Source organism: Rhodococcus sp. PAE-6, assembly GCF_025290685.1.
Taxonomy (GTDB): domain Bacteria; phylum Actinomycetota; class Actinomycetes; order Mycobacteriales; family Mycobacteriaceae; genus Rhodococcus; species Rhodococcus pyridinivorans.
This window is the reverse complement of record NZ_JAOCLZ010000002.1, coordinates 188,775-205,280: the sequence shown is the minus strand read 5'-3', so window position 1 is coordinate 205,280 and position 16,506 is coordinate 188,775. Positions and strand designations below refer to the sequence as shown.

20 protein-coding genes, 1 tRNA gene and 1 riboswitch are annotated in these 16,506 nt (G+C 68.5%); of the genes, 12 read left to right on the top strand and 9 right to left on the bottom strand.

Annotated elements, in window-relative coordinates; translation table 11 throughout:
• Positions 1 to 14: 14 nt before the first annotated feature.
• The 3 genes from NVV99_RS05515 to NVV99_RS05505 form a co-directional block, all read right to left on the bottom strand.
• Complete coding sequence (locus tag NVV99_RS05515; RefSeq protein ID WP_242411680.1) at positions 15 to 1,784, bottom strand: CocE/NonD family hydrolase; 1,770 nt, start codon at positions 1,782 to 1,784, stop codon at positions 15 to 17.
• Between the two features lie 84 nt (positions 1,785 to 1,868).
• On the bottom strand, positions 1,869 to 3,122 hold the full coding sequence (gene purD / locus NVV99_RS05510; RefSeq protein WP_024102973.1) for a phosphoribosylamine--glycine ligase: 1,254 nt from the start codon (positions 3,120 to 3,122) through the stop codon (positions 1,869 to 1,871).
• A gap of 10 nt (positions 3,123 to 3,132) precedes the next feature.
• Complete coding sequence (locus NVV99_RS05505) at positions 3,133 to 3,798, bottom strand: nucleoside/nucleotide kinase family protein (RefSeq protein WP_024102972.1); 666 nt, start codon at positions 3,796 to 3,798, stop codon at positions 3,133 to 3,135.
• Positions 3,799 to 3,929: 131 nt separating this feature from the next.
• Between NVV99_RS05505 and NVV99_RS05500 the strand changes: the two genes are divergently transcribed.
• Genes NVV99_RS05500 through NVV99_RS05485 form a run of 4 tightly spaced genes read left to right on the top strand, consistent with a single transcriptional unit; the run spans position 3,930 to position 7,558 of the window.
• Entirely contained in the window at positions 3,930 to 5,039 is a 1,110-nt protein-coding gene (locus NVV99_RS05500) for a serine hydrolase (protein WP_024102971.1), read from the top strand.
• Positions 5,036 to 5,551, top strand: a complete 516-nt coding sequence (locus tag NVV99_RS05495; RefSeq protein WP_019290073.1) for a helix-turn-helix transcriptional regulator — start codon at positions 5,036 to 5,038, stop codon at positions 5,549 to 5,551. The genes NVV99_RS05500 and NVV99_RS05495 overlap by 4 nt, the downstream gene beginning before the upstream one ends.
• Before the next feature lie 25 nt (positions 5,552 to 5,576).
• The gene (locus NVV99_RS05490) at positions 5,577 to 6,002 is read left to right on the top strand and encodes an HIT family protein (RefSeq protein WP_006551872.1); all 426 of its coding nucleotides are present in this window, start codon (positions 5,577 to 5,579) and stop codon (positions 6,000 to 6,002) included.
• Positions 6,003 to 6,058: 56 nt separating this feature from the next.
• Positions 6,059 to 7,558, top strand: a complete 1,500-nt coding sequence (locus tag NVV99_RS05485; RefSeq protein WP_242411679.1) for an MDR family MFS transporter — start codon at positions 6,059 to 6,061, stop codon at positions 7,556 to 7,558.
• A gap of 25 nt (positions 7,559 to 7,583) precedes the next feature.
• Here the strand turns inward: NVV99_RS05485 and NVV99_RS05480 are convergent, their stop codons facing one another.
• The gene (locus NVV99_RS05480; RefSeq protein WP_024102968.1) at positions 7,584 to 7,877 is read right to left on the bottom strand and encodes a hypothetical protein; all 294 of its coding nucleotides are present in this window, start codon (positions 7,875 to 7,877) and stop codon (positions 7,584 to 7,586) included.
• A gap of 47 nt (positions 7,878 to 7,924) precedes the next feature.
• Here NVV99_RS05480 and NVV99_RS05475 point away from each other — a divergent pair, with 47 nt between their 5' ends.
• From NVV99_RS05475 to NVV99_RS05465, 3 genes are all read left to right on the top strand, one after another.
• Positions 7,925 to 8,131 carry a hypothetical protein gene (locus tag NVV99_RS05475; protein ID WP_006551874.1) on the top strand — a complete coding sequence of 69 codons (207 nt, stop codon included), beginning with the start codon at positions 7,925 to 7,927 and terminating at the stop codon, positions 8,129 to 8,131.
• A 40-nt stretch (positions 8,132 to 8,171) separates the two neighbouring features.
• A riboswitch (guanidine-III (ykkC-III) riboswitch) is annotated at positions 8,172 to 8,237 on the top strand.
• Between the two features lie 13 nt (positions 8,238 to 8,250).
• Entirely contained in the window at positions 8,251 to 8,565 is a 315-nt protein-coding gene (locus NVV99_RS05470) for a multidrug efflux SMR transporter (protein ID WP_006551875.1), read from the top strand.
• Between the two features lie 62 nt (positions 8,566 to 8,627).
• Positions 8,628 to 9,458: a hypothetical protein gene (locus NVV99_RS05465; protein WP_019290078.1), complete on the top strand. Its 831-nt coding sequence runs from the start codon at positions 8,628 to 8,630 to the stop codon at positions 9,456 to 9,458.
• A 17-nt stretch (positions 9,459 to 9,475) separates the two neighbouring features.
• Here the strand turns inward: NVV99_RS05465 and NVV99_RS05460 are convergent, their stop codons facing one another.
• Positions 9,476 to 10,345: a ribokinase gene (locus tag NVV99_RS05460; protein WP_080678535.1), complete on the bottom strand. Its 870-nt coding sequence runs from the start codon at positions 10,343 to 10,345 to the stop codon at positions 9,476 to 9,478.
• A gap of 71 nt (positions 10,346 to 10,416) precedes the next feature.
• Entirely contained in the window at positions 10,417 to 11,028 is a 612-nt protein-coding gene (locus NVV99_RS05455) for a TetR/AcrR family transcriptional regulator (protein ID WP_024102966.1), read from the bottom strand.
• A gap of 134 nt (positions 11,029 to 11,162) precedes the next feature.
• Between NVV99_RS05455 and NVV99_RS05450 the strand changes: the two genes are divergently transcribed.
• From NVV99_RS05450 to NVV99_RS05435, 4 genes are all read left to right on the top strand, one after another.
• The gene (locus tag NVV99_RS05450; protein WP_006551879.1) at positions 11,163 to 11,636 is read left to right on the top strand and encodes a general stress protein; all 474 of its coding nucleotides are present in this window, start codon (positions 11,163 to 11,165) and stop codon (positions 11,634 to 11,636) included.
• Between the two features lie 180 nt (positions 11,637 to 11,816).
• Positions 11,817 to 12,059, top strand: coding sequence for a hypothetical protein (locus NVV99_RS05445; protein ID WP_024102965.1), 243 nt, complete (start codon positions 11,817 to 11,819; stop codon positions 12,057 to 12,059).
• Between the two features lie 122 nt (positions 12,060 to 12,181).
• Positions 12,182 to 12,409: a hypothetical protein gene (locus NVV99_RS05440; protein ID WP_024102964.1), complete on the top strand. Its 228-nt coding sequence runs from the start codon at positions 12,182 to 12,184 to the stop codon at positions 12,407 to 12,409.
• Between the two features lie 85 nt (positions 12,410 to 12,494).
• Entirely contained in the window at positions 12,495 to 12,782 is a 288-nt protein-coding gene (locus NVV99_RS05435) for a hypothetical protein (RefSeq protein WP_006551882.1), read from the top strand.
• A gap of 32 nt (positions 12,783 to 12,814) precedes the next feature.
• On the opposite strand, the gene NVV99_RS05430 is transcribed toward NVV99_RS05435, so the two are convergent.
• Positions 12,815 to 12,889, bottom strand: a tRNA-Thr gene (locus NVV99_RS05430).
• Positions 12,890 to 13,034: 145 nt separating this feature from the next.
• Here NVV99_RS05430 and NVV99_RS05425 point away from each other — a divergent pair.
• The gene (locus tag NVV99_RS05425) at positions 13,035 to 14,759 is read left to right on the top strand and encodes a threonine/serine exporter ThrE family protein (protein ID WP_024102963.1); all 1,725 of its coding nucleotides are present in this window, start codon (positions 13,035 to 13,037) and stop codon (positions 14,757 to 14,759) included.
• Between the two features lie 9 nt (positions 14,760 to 14,768).
• Here the strand turns inward: NVV99_RS05425 and NVV99_RS05420 are convergent, their stop codons facing one another.
• Both NVV99_RS05420 and NVV99_RS05415 read right to left on the bottom strand, forming a co-directional pair.
• The gene (locus NVV99_RS05420; RefSeq protein WP_006551884.1) at positions 14,769 to 15,005 is read right to left on the bottom strand and encodes an MbtH family protein; all 237 of its coding nucleotides are present in this window, start codon (positions 15,003 to 15,005) and stop codon (positions 14,769 to 14,771) included.
• Positions 15,002 to 16,393, bottom strand: a complete 1,392-nt coding sequence (locus NVV99_RS05415; RefSeq protein WP_024102962.1) for a lysine N(6)-hydroxylase/L-ornithine N(5)-oxygenase family protein — start codon at positions 16,391 to 16,393, stop codon at positions 15,002 to 15,004. Before NVV99_RS05415 ends, NVV99_RS05420 begins: the two co-directional genes overlap by 4 nt.
• Between the last annotated feature and the right edge of the window lie 113 nt (positions 16,394 to 16,506).

Here is a 16,506-nt window from a genome sequence, read left to right as displayed (position 1 = left end):
CCCCGCGTCGTTCGTCAGAGCCGGACGCGCTGAAGTCGGGTGAGGGCACCCCACGCGATCGGATAGTCCTGACGATCGACGACCTTCACCTGCGTGGCCGCCGCGTCGGTGGCCGCCGCGTCGGGTTCCGGCACGACCGGCAACAGCAGATGCGAGTCGAACTGTCCGCCGGCGTGCACGATGTGGAAGCCCTTGTTGATGGTGCGATCGTGCCCGACGCGTGGGTTCTCGTCGAGGTCGTGGCCGGCGATGACGAGCACGAGGCTCGATCCGGCTTCGAAGAAGGTGCTGTGCGGCATGATCTCGATGTCGACGGGCACGATCTGGTCGGGCAGCAACGGCCAGTACTTCGTCTGGTCGTGGACGGGCCGGTAGGCGGTGGAGGCCTCCGGGTTCAGCGCCCGCCGCGAGACCCGCATCCACCCGTGGGCGACGAATCCCTTCTCGTAGCCGCCGTGGCCTTCGAACCACACGTCGCGGCCGTGCTCGTCGCGCTTGGCGAGCCCGACGAACAGGTCCATGTCGTTGGCGTCCTTCGCCTGCACCCACAAACGCAGCGCCGCGTGCCCGGTGATCTCGGTGTCCTCGTCGAAGGTGTGGGTGAAGACGAGTTCGTCGCCCGCGACGGGGAAGGTGCGGCGGAACTGGCGGCTCTCGCACGGGGTGGTGCTCAGGTCGGCGTTCGCGTGGTCGAGGTGGAGTGCGACGTAACGGGTGTCGGGGACCGGCCACTCGGATTCGAGGCGTTCGGAATAGGTGCGCAGGTCGTGGCGGGTCTCGAGACGGATGCGCGGGGTGTCCTCGAAGCCGTTGTCCTCGTCCTTGAGGAAGCGGTCGAAGAATCGTCGCTGGTAGTCGAGGGCCTCGTTGCCGTAGAAGGTCTGCCACATCTTCCGGCCGTGGGTGTAGAGCCACTTGTGCTCCGACGCGATGCGGCGGTAACCCTCGACCGACCCGCGGACGCGTGGGCCCTGATCGGACCACGAGACGCCGACGAGCGCGGGCACGGTGACGTCCTCGAGTCGGGGCGGCGGGGCGAGGTGACGGAAGAAGTCGGGGAAACGGCGCCGCAACCACGGGGTGAACCGCCGGAGGGAGGCGGCGCCGCAGCGGGCGCCGGTGTTCATCGCGCTGTACCAGAACTCGCTGTAGCGGGTCTCGGGGATGCCGCCCTGGGTGAGGATGTCGCGGCAGGGATCGCTCACACCTTCCCAGGGTGCGATGGCCGCGAGACAGGGCGGGTTGAGCGCGGCGGTGTACCACTGCAGTGTGGCGAGATAGTCGGCGCCGGCGAGGCCGACGCGGCCGTTGCTCCACTCCTGACCACCGGCCCATTCCACGACGGACGCGCAGTCGAGCGCGGCCCGGCCGAGCAGCAGGCGGGGACGGCCGCCGCTAGCGTGATGACCGCGCATGTCCGCGACGACGAGGACGTAGCCGCGAGGAACCCAGTAGGCGGGGTCCGGTGCTTCGAAGGAGGTGCAGTCACTGATCTCGAGATCGCCGATGTGGTTGCCGGATTCGGCGAGGTCGACGAAGTCGACGGGATACCGGTCGACGCCGGCGTCCTTGCCGTAGGGGGTGACGGCGACCAGCACGGGGCAGCGGTCGTGTTCACCGGAGTCGGCAGGACGGTAGACGTCGGCTCTCAGTACGGTGCCGTCGCCCGTGCGGATGGGCACGTCGCGCTCGACGAGGACGTCGTCCGGCAACCCGTGGACGACGACGTGGTGGTGCCGTAGCGGTGTCGGGTCCGGCGTCGGCGTTCGTCTTCGAGAAACCATGCAGTCACCCCTGGCGGCATCGAAATGCACCGAGTGTGCAACATACACCCGGTAGGTGCAAGGGTGAAGGACGAGAGTGAAAGGCTAGACCGAGATCCGGCCCTCGACGGCCGCCAGACCGATGTCGCGGCGGAAGTGACCGCCCGGCAGCTTGACGTCGGCGAGCCGATCATAAGCGGCCTTGCGCGCGGACGCGAGATCGGCACCCACACCGATCACGTTGAGCACGCGCCCACCTGCGGAGACCAGCGCGCCGTCCTCGCGACGCTTCGTGCCGGCGTGCAGCACCGTGTCGCCCTCGGCGCCGGTGATCACATCGCCGGTGCGCGGGGTGGACGGGTAGTACTCGGCGGCGAGCACCACGGTCACCGCGGCGCCGTCCTTCCAGCGCAGCGGCGGGAGCTCGGCGAGCGTGCCGGCGGCGACCGCCTTCAGGGCCTCGCCCAGCGGGGACTCGAGCAGAGCGAGCACGGCCTGGGTCTCCGGGTCGCCGAAACGGCAGTTGAACTCGACCACGGCCGGGCCCTCGGCGCCCATCGCCAGACCCGCGTAGAGCAGTCCGGAGAAACCGCATCCGCGGCGCACCATCTCGGCCGCGACGGGCTCCACGACCTCGGAGACGATCCGCTCGACGCTGCCCTCGGGCAACCACGGCAGCGGCGTGTAGGCACCCATGCCACCGGTGTTGGGGCCGGTGTCGTCCTCGCCGACGCGCTTGTGGTCCTGCGCCGGGAGCAGCGGCACGACCGTCTCGCCGTCGACGAGGCAGAACAGCGAGACTTCGGGGCCGTCGAGGAAGGACTCCAGCAGGACGGGGTGCCCGTTCTCGAGGATCTCGGCGGCGTGGTCGCGGGCGGCGGCGCGATCGGTGGTGACGACGACGCCCTTACCGGCAGCGAGACCGTCGTCCTTGACCACCCAGGCCGGTCCGAACCGGTCGAGCGCCTCGTCGAGGGTCGCGGGAGTGTCGACGACCTCGCTGTGGGCGGTGCGCACACCGGCGGCGGCCATGACGTCCTTCGCGAACGCCTTCGATCCCTCGATGCGTGCGGCGGCGGCGGACGGTCCGAAGCAGGGGATGCCCGCGGCGCGGACGGCATCGGCGACCCCGAGGACGAGCGGAACCTCGGGACCTATGACGACGAGGTCGGCCTTCTGCGCGGTGGCGAGGGCGACGACGTTGTCGGCGGAGGCCGCATCGACGGGGAACAGCTCGGCGACGTTCGCGATACCGGGGTTGCCCGGCGCGGCCAGCACGGCGGTCACGCCGGGGTCGCGGGACAGGGCGAGAGCAAGAGCATGTTCACGGGCACCGGAGCCGATAACGAGTACGCGCACGCAGGACAGACTACGGGACCGGTCTCCACACGAGATCGGCGCGGGAACGCGTGCGCTGAACGGCTTCCGCATTGGGCAGATCGACGGTCCGCACCCATTCGCGTGCGCCGTCCTCGTCCCGTCCGTGGTGGCGGTGCCGGCGCACGAGACGTCGCGTGAGCGTGCGGCGGGGTGCGTCGATGTAGATGACGAGGTCGAGCAGCGGGCGGATGTGTTCCCATCCCCCGGTCTCGAACATCAGGTAGTTGCCCTCGGTGACGATCACCCGGGCATCGGCCGGCACAGCATGCACCGCCGCGATCGGTTCGTCGAGCGGCCGGGAGAAATCCGGGGCGTAGATCGTCTCGTCGCGGCACTGCCGCACCCGGCTCAGCATGTCGCGGAAGCCGGCCACGTCGAAGGTGTCGGGCGCCCCCTTCCGGTCCCGCGCGCCGAAGGTGTCGAGCTGCCGGTTGGACAGGTGGTAGCCGTCCATCGGCACCTGCCCGGTGGAGACCCCCGCGCATCGGAGGGCGTAGACGAGCAGCGCCGTGGCGCGACTCTTCCCGGCACCCGGCGGCCCGCACAGACCGACGACCGTGCGCCGATCCGCGGGAAGCCCGACGAGGACGTGTGTGACGAGTTCGTCCACGAGCACGCGCAGCGGCGCCTCCCGCACGCTCCCGTCACCTTCCATGAGCCCGACGATACGACCGCCCGCGACCGTCGGAGTCGCCGTGAGCTCTCGACACGCCCACCCGACTGATCTATCGTTATTTCGAAAGTTCGGAATTTCGAACCGTCACCCCGACACGGACGGATACCGCCATGCCGAACAGGATCGGAACCACCCTCGCCGCGACGAGCGTCGTGATCGCTCTGGCCGGATGCGGGCAGAGCACTCCACCGGAGTCCGACATCCCTGCACCGGTCGGGGCGGACGCGTCCGCCCCGGCCGGTGAATGCATGCCCACCCCCGCCGCGGACGTGAGCACCGCCGAAGGCTGGATCGGCTACCTCGCCGAGAACCCCGACACGGTCGCCATCGCGGTCGACGACGGCAACGGCGGGACCTTCGAACAACGACCCGACGAGCGGCAACCGCTCGCGTCGGCTGTGAAGGTCGTGCATCTCGCCGCCTATGCCCGCGCCGTCGCAGCCGGTGAACTCTCCCCCGACGAGCGCGTACCGCTCGCCGACTGGGAACGCTGGCATCTCCCGGACACCGACGGCGGCGCACACCCCCGGGCTCTCGAACGGCTCGGTGTGAACGACCCGGAGGACACCGTCACTCTCGACGAGATGGTGTCGGCGATGATCCAGGAGAGCGACAACGCGGTCCCCGACTACCTGCGCGACCGCCTCGGCGACGACGCGCTGCGCGAGGCCGCCGCCCAGGGCGGCTGGGACGACTTCACGCCGCCGACGATGCTCGGCAACACACTCGCGCTGCTCGACCCGACACTCGACGATTCGTCGGCGGTCTGGGACGCCGCGCGCCGCTACGCCTCCGAACCCGCCTACCGCGCCGAAGCGGTGCAGCACCCGGTGCCGGAGGATTTGTTCGCCCGGGTCGACCGCGTCCAGCGTTTCGACAACACCGGATCGGCCGCCGAGCTCACCGCCCTGCATCGCGCGATCGCCGACGGTTCGTTCGGTGCCGGCGGCGACCTCGCGCGTACCCACCTCGAATGGCAACCGTCCACGGTTCCGGGATTCGAGGGAGTCGGATTCAAGGGCGGTAGCCTGCCCGGCATCCTCACCGACGCGGTCACCTTCCGCCGCGACGACGACACGATCGCGACCACGGTGATGCTCGCGTCCGGCATGTCGGACAGCGACTACGCGGAAGCCCTCGAATCGTTCGCCCATCAGGAGATGCTCGCCGCGGCAGCGAACGATCCCGATTTTCTCGAGCGGATACGCTGCGCGATGTGAGCGACGGCGACGTGAACGACGAGTACGAGGCCCGGCTCGCGGATCTCGAACGCCGTGTGCGGATCCTCGAGGGCGACGCGACCCGCCGGGGCGCCGGGGACGGTCCCGGTGGCACCGGTCCCGTGGCGGACGTGGCAGGAAGCACGGGGTCCGTGACCTACGGGGGCTTCGTCTCCCTGCACGGCCACGTCCGCTGGAACATCGAGTACGACGCGGGCGCATCCCTCGCACTCGATCCCGTTCCCGTCGCCGCCGTCCTCGACGCCTTGGGCAACCCCGCGAGGCTGGCGATCGTGCGGACTCTGCTGCGCGGGCCCGCCACCGCCACCGAACTCCAGGAGGCCACCGACCTCACGTCGACCGGCCGGCTCTACCACCATCTCCGGGCTCTGTCGGCTGCGCGGGTGGTCGAGCAGGGAAGCCGAAACCGCTACCGGATCGCGCCGGAGAAGGTCGTGCCGCTGCTGGTCCTCACCGTCGCGGCGGCCGATGTCGGGGAACAGCTCCGGTGAACCCGGTGTCCCTTATCCTCCCGGTATGACTTCCGTGTTCAGCAAGATCATCGCCGGTGAACTGCCGGGCCGTTTCGTCTGGCAGGACGACGACGTCGTCTCCTTCCTGACCATCAACCCTTTCACCGAGGGGCACGTGCTGGTCGTGCCACGGCAGGAGGTCGATCACTGGCAGAGCGTGGACGACGACCTGTGGGCGAAGGTGAACGACGTCGCCCGCATCCTCGGTCGCGCCGTCACCGCCGCCTTCGACGCTCCGCGCGCCGGCCTGATGATCGCCGGCCTGGAGGTCCCCCACCTGCACCTGCACGTCTTCCCCGCCTACTCCCTCGGCGACTTCGATTTCGCGACAGCCGAGAAGGATCCGTCGCCCGAATCGCTCGACCGCGCGCATCGCAAGATCAAGGACGCCCTGCGCGAACAGGGGCACGGCGAGCACGTCCCCGACTGATCCGCTCGACGGGATATCGGCGGAACAATTCCGACCGGTATCCCGTTGTGTTCCTCGTGTCTTCTACTCCACCGAGTTCCCCAGCCCCGGCCGGTACGGCCGAGCCGCAGGCCGCTGCCGCACCGCGCGCCGGTCTTCTGATCGCCGTTCTCGTCGGGGCCGCATTCGTCGTCATCCTCAACGAGACGATCATGAGCGTCGCGCTGCCGAAGCTGATGGTCGAGTTCGACGTCGGCGCAGCCACCGCCCAATGGCTCACCACGGCGTTCATGCTGACCATGGCCGTCGTCATCCCGATCACGGGTTACCTGCTCACCCGGCTGTCGCTGCGCACGGTCTTCGCGATCGCGATGGGCAGCTTCCTGCTCGGCACCCTGATCGCCGCGAGCGCCCCGATCTTCCCGGTTCTCGTGCTGGGTCGTGTCGTCCAGGCCGTGGGCACCGCGGTGATGTTGCCGCTGCTGTTCACGACGGTGCTCAACCTGGTTCCCGCCGATCGTCGCGGTCGCACGATGGGCGTGATCTCGATCGTCATCGCGGTCGCTCCCGCGGTCGGCCCGACCATCGGTGGCGTCGTGCTCGACCAGCTGAGCTGGCGGTGGATGTTCTGGCTGGTGCTGCCGATCGCGGTCGTCGCGACGGCGCTCGGCCTGAGCTGGATCCGCAGCGTCACCGAACCGGTCGCGGTTCCGCTCGACGCCCCGTCGGTGGTGTTGTCGGCCCTCGGGTTCAGCGGTCTCGTCTTCGGTCTGAGCAGTCTCGGTGAGGCCACCGAGGGCGATCCGCTCATGCCGCCGTGGCTGCCGCTGGTCGTCGGCATCGCGTCGCTGACGGTCTTCGTCCTGCGTCAGCTCCGCCTCGGCGACGGCGCCCTGCTGGACATGCGCGCGTTCCGTACCCCGGCGTTCTCGCTCGCGGTTGCACTCGTCTCGGTAAGCATGATGTCGCTGTTCGGCACCCTCATCCTGCTGCCGATCTACCTGCAGAACGTGCTGGGTCAGTCGACGCTGACCACCGGCCTGATGCTGCTGCCCGGTGGTCTGGTCATGGGTCTGCTCGGCTACATCGTCGGACGCCTGTTCGACCGGTTCGGTCCGCGGCCGCTCGTCGCACCGGGCGCGATCATCGCCTGCGTCGCGATGTGGGGCATGACGACCTTCGACGCGACCACCACGATCGGCACGGTCATCGCCTGGCACGTGCTGCTCAACATCGGCCTCGCGTTGATGTTCTCGCCGCTGCTGACCTCGGCACTCGGAGCGCTGCCGCGGCGGTTGTACTCCCACGGCAGCGCCATCGTCAGCACCATGCAGCAGGTCGCCGGTGCGGCCGGTACGGCGTTGTTCATCACGGTGCTGACCCGCACGACCGTCGCGGGCGCCGAGAGCGCGGGCGATCCCGCCGGTGCGCTCGCGGACGGTGTCCACGGCGCGTTCACGTGGGGCGCGGCGATCGCGGTGATCGCAGTCGTCGGCTCCCTGTTCGTCCGACGGGCCCCGGAGCCCGAGGCGGATGCGGTGGAGGTGTCGGCCCCCGAGACCGCCGGAACGCACTAGCCGGCAGTACACACCGGCCCGGCACTCACGCGCCGGTCGTCACGACTTCCCTGTTCGACGGAAGCGTGGCGGCCGGCGCGTTGCTGTCCGCACACGGTTCGTGGAGGAAGGCGTCCAGTTCGACCCACGAGGTGTCGCGTGCGGCGCTGCCGGACGGACGCTGGATCTCGCGTTCGATCGCGGTGAGGCGGTAGGCCGTGCGGACGATGGGTGCGGGCACCCCGCCGAAGACGGCGTCGAGCAGGCCGAGTGCGGGCTCGGCGACGAACAACGACCACGCGTTCCGCGCGGCCTTCCCGACCACGTCCGTGATCCCCATGTATGAGCTCGGAGAACCTGTCCGACGGCAGTGCTATCAAGTGATGCATGACGTGTTCACAGTGCAACCACGATCTCGACCACTGCCACGGCACACTCGTGCTCCACGCCGATACTCGGGTCGACTGCACCGAACCCGACTGCGTCGACTTCGAGATCGTGCGGCACACCCTCGTTCTCGACTGCATCGAACTGGACGGCGGATGTTCGTGCACGGTGATTGCGCAGGAATCGCAGCTACTGCGCGTGTCCTGAGCAATTTGCCAATACTCGCCCGGAATTCCTAACCTCGACGGAGGTGGCCGCCGGTCGGCCTCCCGGACGAGCGCACCGTACCCGGCCAGCGACAAGACGGTGCAGGAGCGTTGTACGTCATGGCCTGGATCGTTCTCGTCCTCTCCGGTGTGCTCGAAGCCGTGTGGGCTACAGCCCTCGGCAGATCTGCCGGTTTCAGCCGGCTCACCCCGACACTGGTGTTCGTCGTCGCCCTCGTCCTGAGCATGGCCGGGCTCGCGTATGCCCTGCGCACCCTGCCGGTCGGGACGTCCTACGCGATCTGGGTGGGTATCGGCGCCGCTCTCACGGTCGGATATGCGATGGTCACCGGCACCGAGACCGCCTCGCTGCTGAAGCTCGCACTGATCGCGGGCATCGTGCTGTGCGTGGTCGGTCTCAAACTCGTGCACTGACGTTCTCGGGCCTCACGTTCTCGGACTGACGTTCTCGAGCACTGACCGTTACAGTCGGTTCCATGAACCTCGGGTCCGTACTCGTGATGCCGGTGCGTGTGGGTCTGACCGCCGCAGAGGTCGCCCTGAGCGTCGCCGAGACGGTCGTCGGCACCGTGCGGGTCGCGGTGTCGCCCACCACCTACTCCGCGCTCGGCGCGGTCGGCTTGCCCGACACCCGCAGTTCGGTGGGTCTGCTGCAGCAGATCTCGAAGCTCACGTCGGAGGACCGTGGACTCGGTCACGCGTTGCGTCCCGGCGGTCCCCTCGACCGGCTGCTCGCGCCGGGTGGGCCGGTGGATCGGCTCACCGAGCCGGGTGGCCTGCTCGATCGGTTGCTCGAACCGGGCGGACCCGTCGACCGGCTCACCGCACCGGGTGGTCCCCTCGACCGGATCCTCGCCGACGACGGTGCCCTCGACCGCCTCGTGTCGGAAGGGGGTCTGCTCGATCGCCTCACCGCGCACGACGGCCCGCTCGAACGGCTGCTCGCCCAGGACGGCGCGGTGGAACGGCTCACCGCGCCGGGCGGCATCGTCGATGTGGCGATCCGGCCCGGTGGGGTCGTCGAGCGGGCCCTCGCCCAGGGCGGCGTCCTCGACGTCCTGCTCTCCGAACGGGGCGCCCTCGAACGACTGCTCGCCGAGGGCGGTCCGCTCGATCAGATCGTCTCGCTCTCGGAGACCCTCGCGCATCTCACGCCCGGCATCTCGCAGATGAACGCGAGCATCGACATGTTGCAGGAAACGGTCGAGCTGCTGCGCGGGGCCGTCGGTCCGCTCGGCGACCTCGCCGGCCGGCTTCCCGGGCGCTGGTTGCGCAGCGGCAAGGGCGAGCTGCTTCCGCCGCCCTGACATAGTTCCTCGCCGTGTCAGCGATCGGAGCGGCGGGATGCGACCAGCCGGGCAGCGTCGGCCGATGCCCGGCGCGCTGCCGCGAACAGGTCCTCCCCCGTGCCGAGCAACGCGGCGAGCGTGCCGGCGAAATGATCGCCCGCCCCCGTCGTGTCGACGACGTCGACCTGCGGGACCCGCAGATGTTCGATCGCGTCCTCGGTTCCGACCACGACGTCCTCCCCACCACGGGTGATCACCACGGTGCGCACCTGTTCGAGCAGGCGGGTCACGATCGCGTCGAAGGGGGTCCCTGCGGGAAGACCCGCGTAGTGCAGGGCTTCCTGCTCGTTGAGTACGAGCGGATCGGCGCCGGCGAGGACGTATTCGTCCAGGTCGATCACCGGGCTCGGATTGAGCACGAACCGGCGGTCGTGATCGCGCGCCCACTGGGCGGCGGCCCAGGTCACTGCGGGGAGCAGCTCGAGTTGGGTGAGCACCACCGCGGGATCGAGGGCATCGAGTGCTGCGGTCACGTCCTCGGCCTCGAGCAACGAATTGGCCTCGGGTACGACGACGATCCGGTTCTGCCCGTCGTCGGAGACGAGGATGACGGCCCGGCCGGTCGGGCCCGGTGTGGTGCGCAGATGGGAGGTGTCGACCCCTGCCCTCTGTTGCACGCCGCGCAGTACGTCAGCGGCATGATCGCTGCCCACCGCGCCGACGATGGCGGTGGGAGCCAGGCGGGCAGCACCGATGGCCTGGTTCGCGCCCTTGCCTCCCGGATAGGTGCGCAGATGCCGGCCGAGTACCGTCTCACCTTCTTCGGGAGCACGTGCCACGACGACCGTCAGGTCGAGGTTCAGCGATCCCACGACCGCCACCACGCATCGACTCGACTCAGTCACGGGTCGAGCCTACGACGGATCGACCCGCGGGGCGGGCCTACGATCGATCGACCCGCGGGGCGGGCCTACGATCACTGCGCCTGCGGGTCCGGTTCCAGTTCGGGGCAGACGATGTGGACGACCTCGTCCGCCCAGGACTCCCCCACCTCGCCGTGACGCAGGTAGGCACCGAGATACGCGCCGACGAGCATCGAGACGGCGGTGTCGACGTCGATGTCCTTGCGAATCGCGCCCGACTCGATCGCGGTGCGGAGCACGTCGGCGACGACCTCGCTCCGGGCATTGATGATCTCGCGGATCGACTCGGTGAACTCGGGTTCCTGGTCGGTGAGCAGTGCGCCGACACTGCCCATGCCCACTTCGTTCGACAGTCCGCGACGGATCAGCTCGAGGGTCCATTTGACGCGGTCGTAGACGCACAGCCCGTCGGGCACGCACGGTGAGGCGACCTGCGAATGCAATGCCGCGTCGAGGATCTCGTCACGGTTCGCGTAGCGCCGGTAGATCGTCGTCTTCGCGACGCCCGACAGCGCCGCGACCGCCTCGACGGTGACGCGGTTGGGCCCGTGAAGCCGCAGGATCTCGAGCGCGGCCTTCACGATGCGTGCGTCGGTCCCGGCACGCTCCTTGACGGGGCGCCGCGACGTCAGGGCCACGGATTCCGTCTCGACCTCGCCCACCATGTCTACATCCTCCTCGCGCGGGCATACACCCGCAGGATTCCCGAGTCTCCCCGACAAGGCGACCCCGAATCAAACACTACGAAACGATACGCTACGATGAGCGTATCGTTCCAATCGTCGACGAAGGGGAACGCATGACAGATATCTACGCACCGACACCCGGGCACTACACCGAATCCGAAACCGTCCTCGAGAGCTACCGCACCTACGACGCCGTCGAGAGGGCCATCGACCACCTGTCCGACGAAGGCTTTCCCGTCGAGTACCTGCGGGTCGTGGGCCAGGGAGTCACCACCGTCGAACACATCGAAGGCCGCATGACCAACGGCAAGGCCGCCCTTCGCGGCGCCGCCGCAGGCGTCTGGACGGGCCTGCTCTTCGGTCTGCTCCTGGCACTGCTCCTGCCTGCCACCGGCATGGCCACCGTGATCCTCACCGCTGTCGTCTTCGGCGCAGTGTGGGGCGGATCACTCGGCTTCTTCACCCACTGGAGCACCGGGGGACGCCGCGACTTCGTCTCGAGAAAGAGCATCGAGGCCTCGCGCTACGACCTCATGGTCGATTCCGAGTTCGTCGATCAGGCGCGCGAGAAGCTCGCACTGCGCTGACCGGCCATTGTTTCTCCGATTCGAGAACCTCTTCGCCCACGCCGACCGGCGTGGGCGAAGTCGTTTCTGGTGGAAAGAACAACACGAAAGGGATATTCCACCCGAATCGCCACATTCGTCCGATGCGGATAATCCGTGTTTGCCCGGTCAATTCTTTCCACTGATGGCATGATTCGAGTTATGGCCGGATCGTCGAATACTCCCCCGAAGCCTGCTGTGGGCTCGAAGGTCGTCGTACGCGCGGGTGTCGCGGGCACCAAGGCCTGTCCCGGCACGATCGTCGAAGACTTCGGTCCAGCACAGGAAGCCGTGGGCGACAAGCTGGGTCGCGACTGGGCGCGCGTGCGCCGCTGGGCTGTGGCACTCGACGACGGACGGCTGATATTCGTCGATATGGACGCATTCGAATCCTCGAAGTCCTGATATCCGATCCATTTCGTCACTTCCGTATTCACACGCCCCTGCAGTGACATGCGGAGGGTGAACAACCGGGTGAACTGCGGCGGATCCGTTGACGCTCCGTGCGCCCGAACCGTTCTCCGGATATGACCTGGATCGGTTGGCCGCTGCTCGGATGGCTCACGGCATCCCCGGTGGTCGCCCTCGTATTCGGGCGCGTCGCCGCGGCGCGCGACCTCCACGAGGCGCCGCACACGATTGCGCCGGTGATCGACCTGTTCGAGCGCCGAGCACTCCGCTTCGGTGAACACCACCGGCCGGAGCAGGACGGCAACGGCCCAGCAACCCTCCCGGAGCCCCGTCTTCCGATGTAAATTGTCCTTCTCGCCTTCGACGGGACAGGGATCCGGTCCGGGCGAACACCCGCCCGTGCATGTGTGCCTCCCGGATCGAGGGACGATGACCGCAGACCGCTTCACCCCGGTCCCGCCCCGCAACGGCGCCGGAAACACGGCACTGACCGCAGGGATCGTCGCGCTCGTCTTCGCCTTCGTACCCGTCATCGGCGACTTCGTCGCGATCCCCGCAGGTCTGGTCGCAGTGGTGTGCGGATGGATCGGTCTCGAACGGGTCGACAGGGGCACGGCGACGCATCGCCGCGAAGCTCTGATCGGTGCGTGCCTCGGCGTCGCGGCACTGTTCGCCGTGTTCGTGGTCTTCGCAGCGGTTCACAGCAGCACCGGATGAAACAGGCCCGCGCGGTACGCGACGGGCCCTACTGGAGCCCCCTGTCAGGATTGAACTGACGACCGCTCGCTTACAAGGCGAGTGCTCTACCACTGAGCTAAGGAGGCACAGAACTCGACGGTCGCGGACGACGCGTGAGCGACGCCATCATATAGCGCGTCACACTCTCGGCGCGCACCCACCCGCCTTCGTTACGGTGGATTGCATGCCCACCCTCCCCGTTTCCCCCAGCCGTACCGGAGGCCGCGGACGGTGAGCCGCTTCGACGACTTCCTCGATCGGGTTCTCGGTACCCGCCGCGCGACCATCGACGCGGTCACCGAGGCGCCGGCGCCACTGCAGCCGATCGATCTGACCGACGATGCAGTGGTCGCCGAGGCGCTCGACGTCGCCGTGCGTGTCGGTGAGGTCCTGCTCGCCTCGGGCACCGGCGCGATCGACACCGCCGAACAGGTGCGGTTCGTCGCTGCCACCTACGGTCTGGCGCAGTGCGACGTCGACGTCACCTACAACTCGATCGTGCTGTCGGCCTATCGCGGACCGACCATGCCGCCATCGAGCACGATGCGGGTGGTGCACTACCGCTCGATGGACTTCACGCGGCTCGCGGCCGTCGACCGTCTGACCCGCCGCATCCGCCGCGACGCGATCTCCCCGGCGCAGGCGCACGAAGAACTGCTCGCCATCACCACCAAGGCGCATCCGTACAACCGTTGGGTGGCGACGATCGCGTGGTCGGCGATGGCCGCCTCGATCTCCGTGCTCCTCGGCGGCGACGCGCTGGTTGCGCTCGTCGCCTTCGGTTCGACGTTCGTGATCGACCGCGTCAACCGCAAACTCAACGCGGCCGGGTTGCCGTTCTTCTTCCAGCATCTGGTGGGCGGCATCGTCGCGACAGCCCCGGCGATCACGCTGTACGGGATACGGGAGACGATCGGGATCGAGGTGTCACCGGGACTGATCATCGCGGCCGGCGTGACGGTGCTGCTGTCCGGTCTGTCGCTCGTGGGTTCGGTGCAGGACGCCATCACCGGGGCCCCCATCACGGCGTCGGCGCGTTTCTTCGAAGTGCTGATGATGACGGGCGGCATCGTCGCGGGTGTCGCGACGACCCTGCGGGTCGCGTCGGTGTTCGGCGCCGAACTCCCTCTCATCAGTTACGAGGCACTTCCCGACCTCACACAGCTGCCGACGAAGATCCTCGCCGGTGCCGCGGCGGCGTTGTTCTACGCCGTCGCCTGCTACGCCGAACGTCGCGCTCTCACGGTCGCCGCGCTCGCCGGCGCCACCGGCAGCCTCGGCTACCAGCTCGCGCTCGGGTTGTCGCTCGGTCCGATCATCTCGTCGGCGCTGGCCGCGACCGTCATCGGTTTCGCCGGTGGTCTGATGGCCCGCCGCGCGCTCACGCCACCGCTGGTCGTCGCGGTCGCCGGCATCACGCCGCTGCTGCCCGGTCTCGCCCTCTATCGCGGCCTGTACGCGATGCTCCGCAATCAGATGGCCACCGGCATGACGGCGCTGTTCTCGGCGTTCGGTATCGGGTGCGCGCTCGCCGCGGGTGTCACGCTCGGTGAATGGCTCGCCCGCCGCACGCGCAACCCGCGCGGTGTCCTCCGCGTCGGCGCGCTGCGTCGCCCGCAGCTGCGGCGGATCCCCCGGATCCGGCTCGACAAGAACCGCCCGGTGTGGCGTCCGGCGCCCGGCCCCGCCACGGGTCCCATCCCGGTGGGATCGCTGCACACCGGCCCGATACCCACAGCTTCCGGGACGGGCCCCATCGCGACGGGACCGATCGCCACCGGTCCGATCGCCACCGGCCCGATACCGACGGGCCCGATTGCGTCGGGTCCCCTGGCCACGGGCCCTATACCTCTCGACCCACACGGGTCGTCGTCGGGCCGGGAGGCAGGATCGTCCGTACAAACGACGAGAGCCACGCTGCGCTTTCGGCGCGGGCGTGACTCTCGGCGGATCTGACGGAAGCGTTCAGCTGCCCTGGCGGGCCTTCTCGTCGGCTTCCATTGCGTCGCGAAGGCTCTTCGGACGCATATCGGTCCAATTCTGCTCGACGTACTCGACGCAAGCGGCGCGCGACTCTTCGCCGAATACCACCCGCCACCCCTGCGGAACCTCGGCGAAGGTCGGCCACAGCGAGTACTGCTCCTCATCATTGATGAGGACGTAGAAGCGGCCGTCTTCGTCGTCAAATGGATTCGTGCTCATCTCGCCTCACTTGTTGCGTAGGTGTGATGGTCCGATATCCTACCAAGCTCGTCGATTCCTCCCCCGGCTCCGGGCAGACGGAGCTCTCGGCGTTCGACGATCGAGGTCAGGATCTCACCCGCGCGGATCGCTGCGTTGGACAGCAACGACGCGGTCAGACCGTGTGTCTTCTCGGTTCCGCCCTGCAGGTAGACGTCGGCCGTGACGTTCTCGGGCAGCGGCAGACGGTAGTCGCGGGCGACGGACAGAACGGGTGCCTCGGGCGCGAGATCACCCAGCAGCGGCGCGAGAGGCGTGGGCTCGAAGCCGGTCGCGAGGACCACCGCATCGCACTCGAGGGTCTCGGTGTCGCCTTCGAGATTGTCGCGGATCTCGACGGTGACTCCCGCCTCGCTCTCGATCGCCGACACGACCTCCGAGGCACGACGCATGAACAAGCGGCGACGACCGCTCACCCGTTCGCGGTATTCGGTCGCGTAGAGCGCCTCGATGAGTTCGGGCGAGACGACCGAGTAGTTGGTGCTGCGGTGCAGGGCGAGCAGACGCTCACGCTCGGACAGCGGGGCCGCGTGCAGTTCGTCGACGACCTGCGGGTCGAAGATGCGGTTCGCGTACGGGCTGTCGTCGGCCGGGCTGTACCCGAAGCGGTTGAAGACGTTGTGGACCTCGGCCTGCGGGTAGTGCGTGTGCAGGTACTGCACGACCTCGGCCGCGCTCTGCCCGGCACCGACCACCACGAAGCGCTGGTTCTGCGGCTCCGGCATGTCCTCGATGTGGAAGAGGAAGTGGTGGTTGTGGAAGCAGCGGGCGGACTCGGTCGCCCACTTCGGGAGCCGGGCACGCAATCCGACTCCGACCACGACGCTGTGCGCGTACACGACGGCGCCGTCGGCGGTCCGCACGGCGAACAGATCGGCGACCCCGTTGTGGTTGCGGACGGTCTCGACCGAGACGACCTCGGTTCCGTAGCGGACGTCGGCGTCGACGCGCGTGGCCGCCCACTGCAGATAGTCCTGGAACTCGTGACGTGTGGGGAAGAACGTCTGGTGGTTGACGAAGTCCACGAGACGGCCACGGTCGTGCAGGTAGGAGAAGAAGCTGTACGAGCTCGCGGGGTTGCGGAAGGTGACCAGATCCTTGGGGAACGCGATCTGCATCGTGGCGCCCTCGAGCAGCATGCCCGGGTGCCAGGCGAAGGCCGACCGACGTTCGAAGAAACGTGCCCGGATCGCCGAGGAGGGGTTGTCGGTGTTGTGCTCCTCGACGGCGATCGCGAGCGCCAGGTTCGAGGGGCCGAAACCGATACCGACGAGGTCGAAGACGTCTCCTTGCGAGTTGCCCTCCGACCTCCCCGCGTCATCGGCGACAAGGCTGGAACGGTCGGTCATCACTCAACTTCCGTACTAGGGGGTCCGGAGGGGCCCGTGGTCGGTTCACACGAGACGCGAAGGTAGCTCAGGCTAACCTTTGTTCGGTGAGCGTACCAGTGCCCGACGGTCCG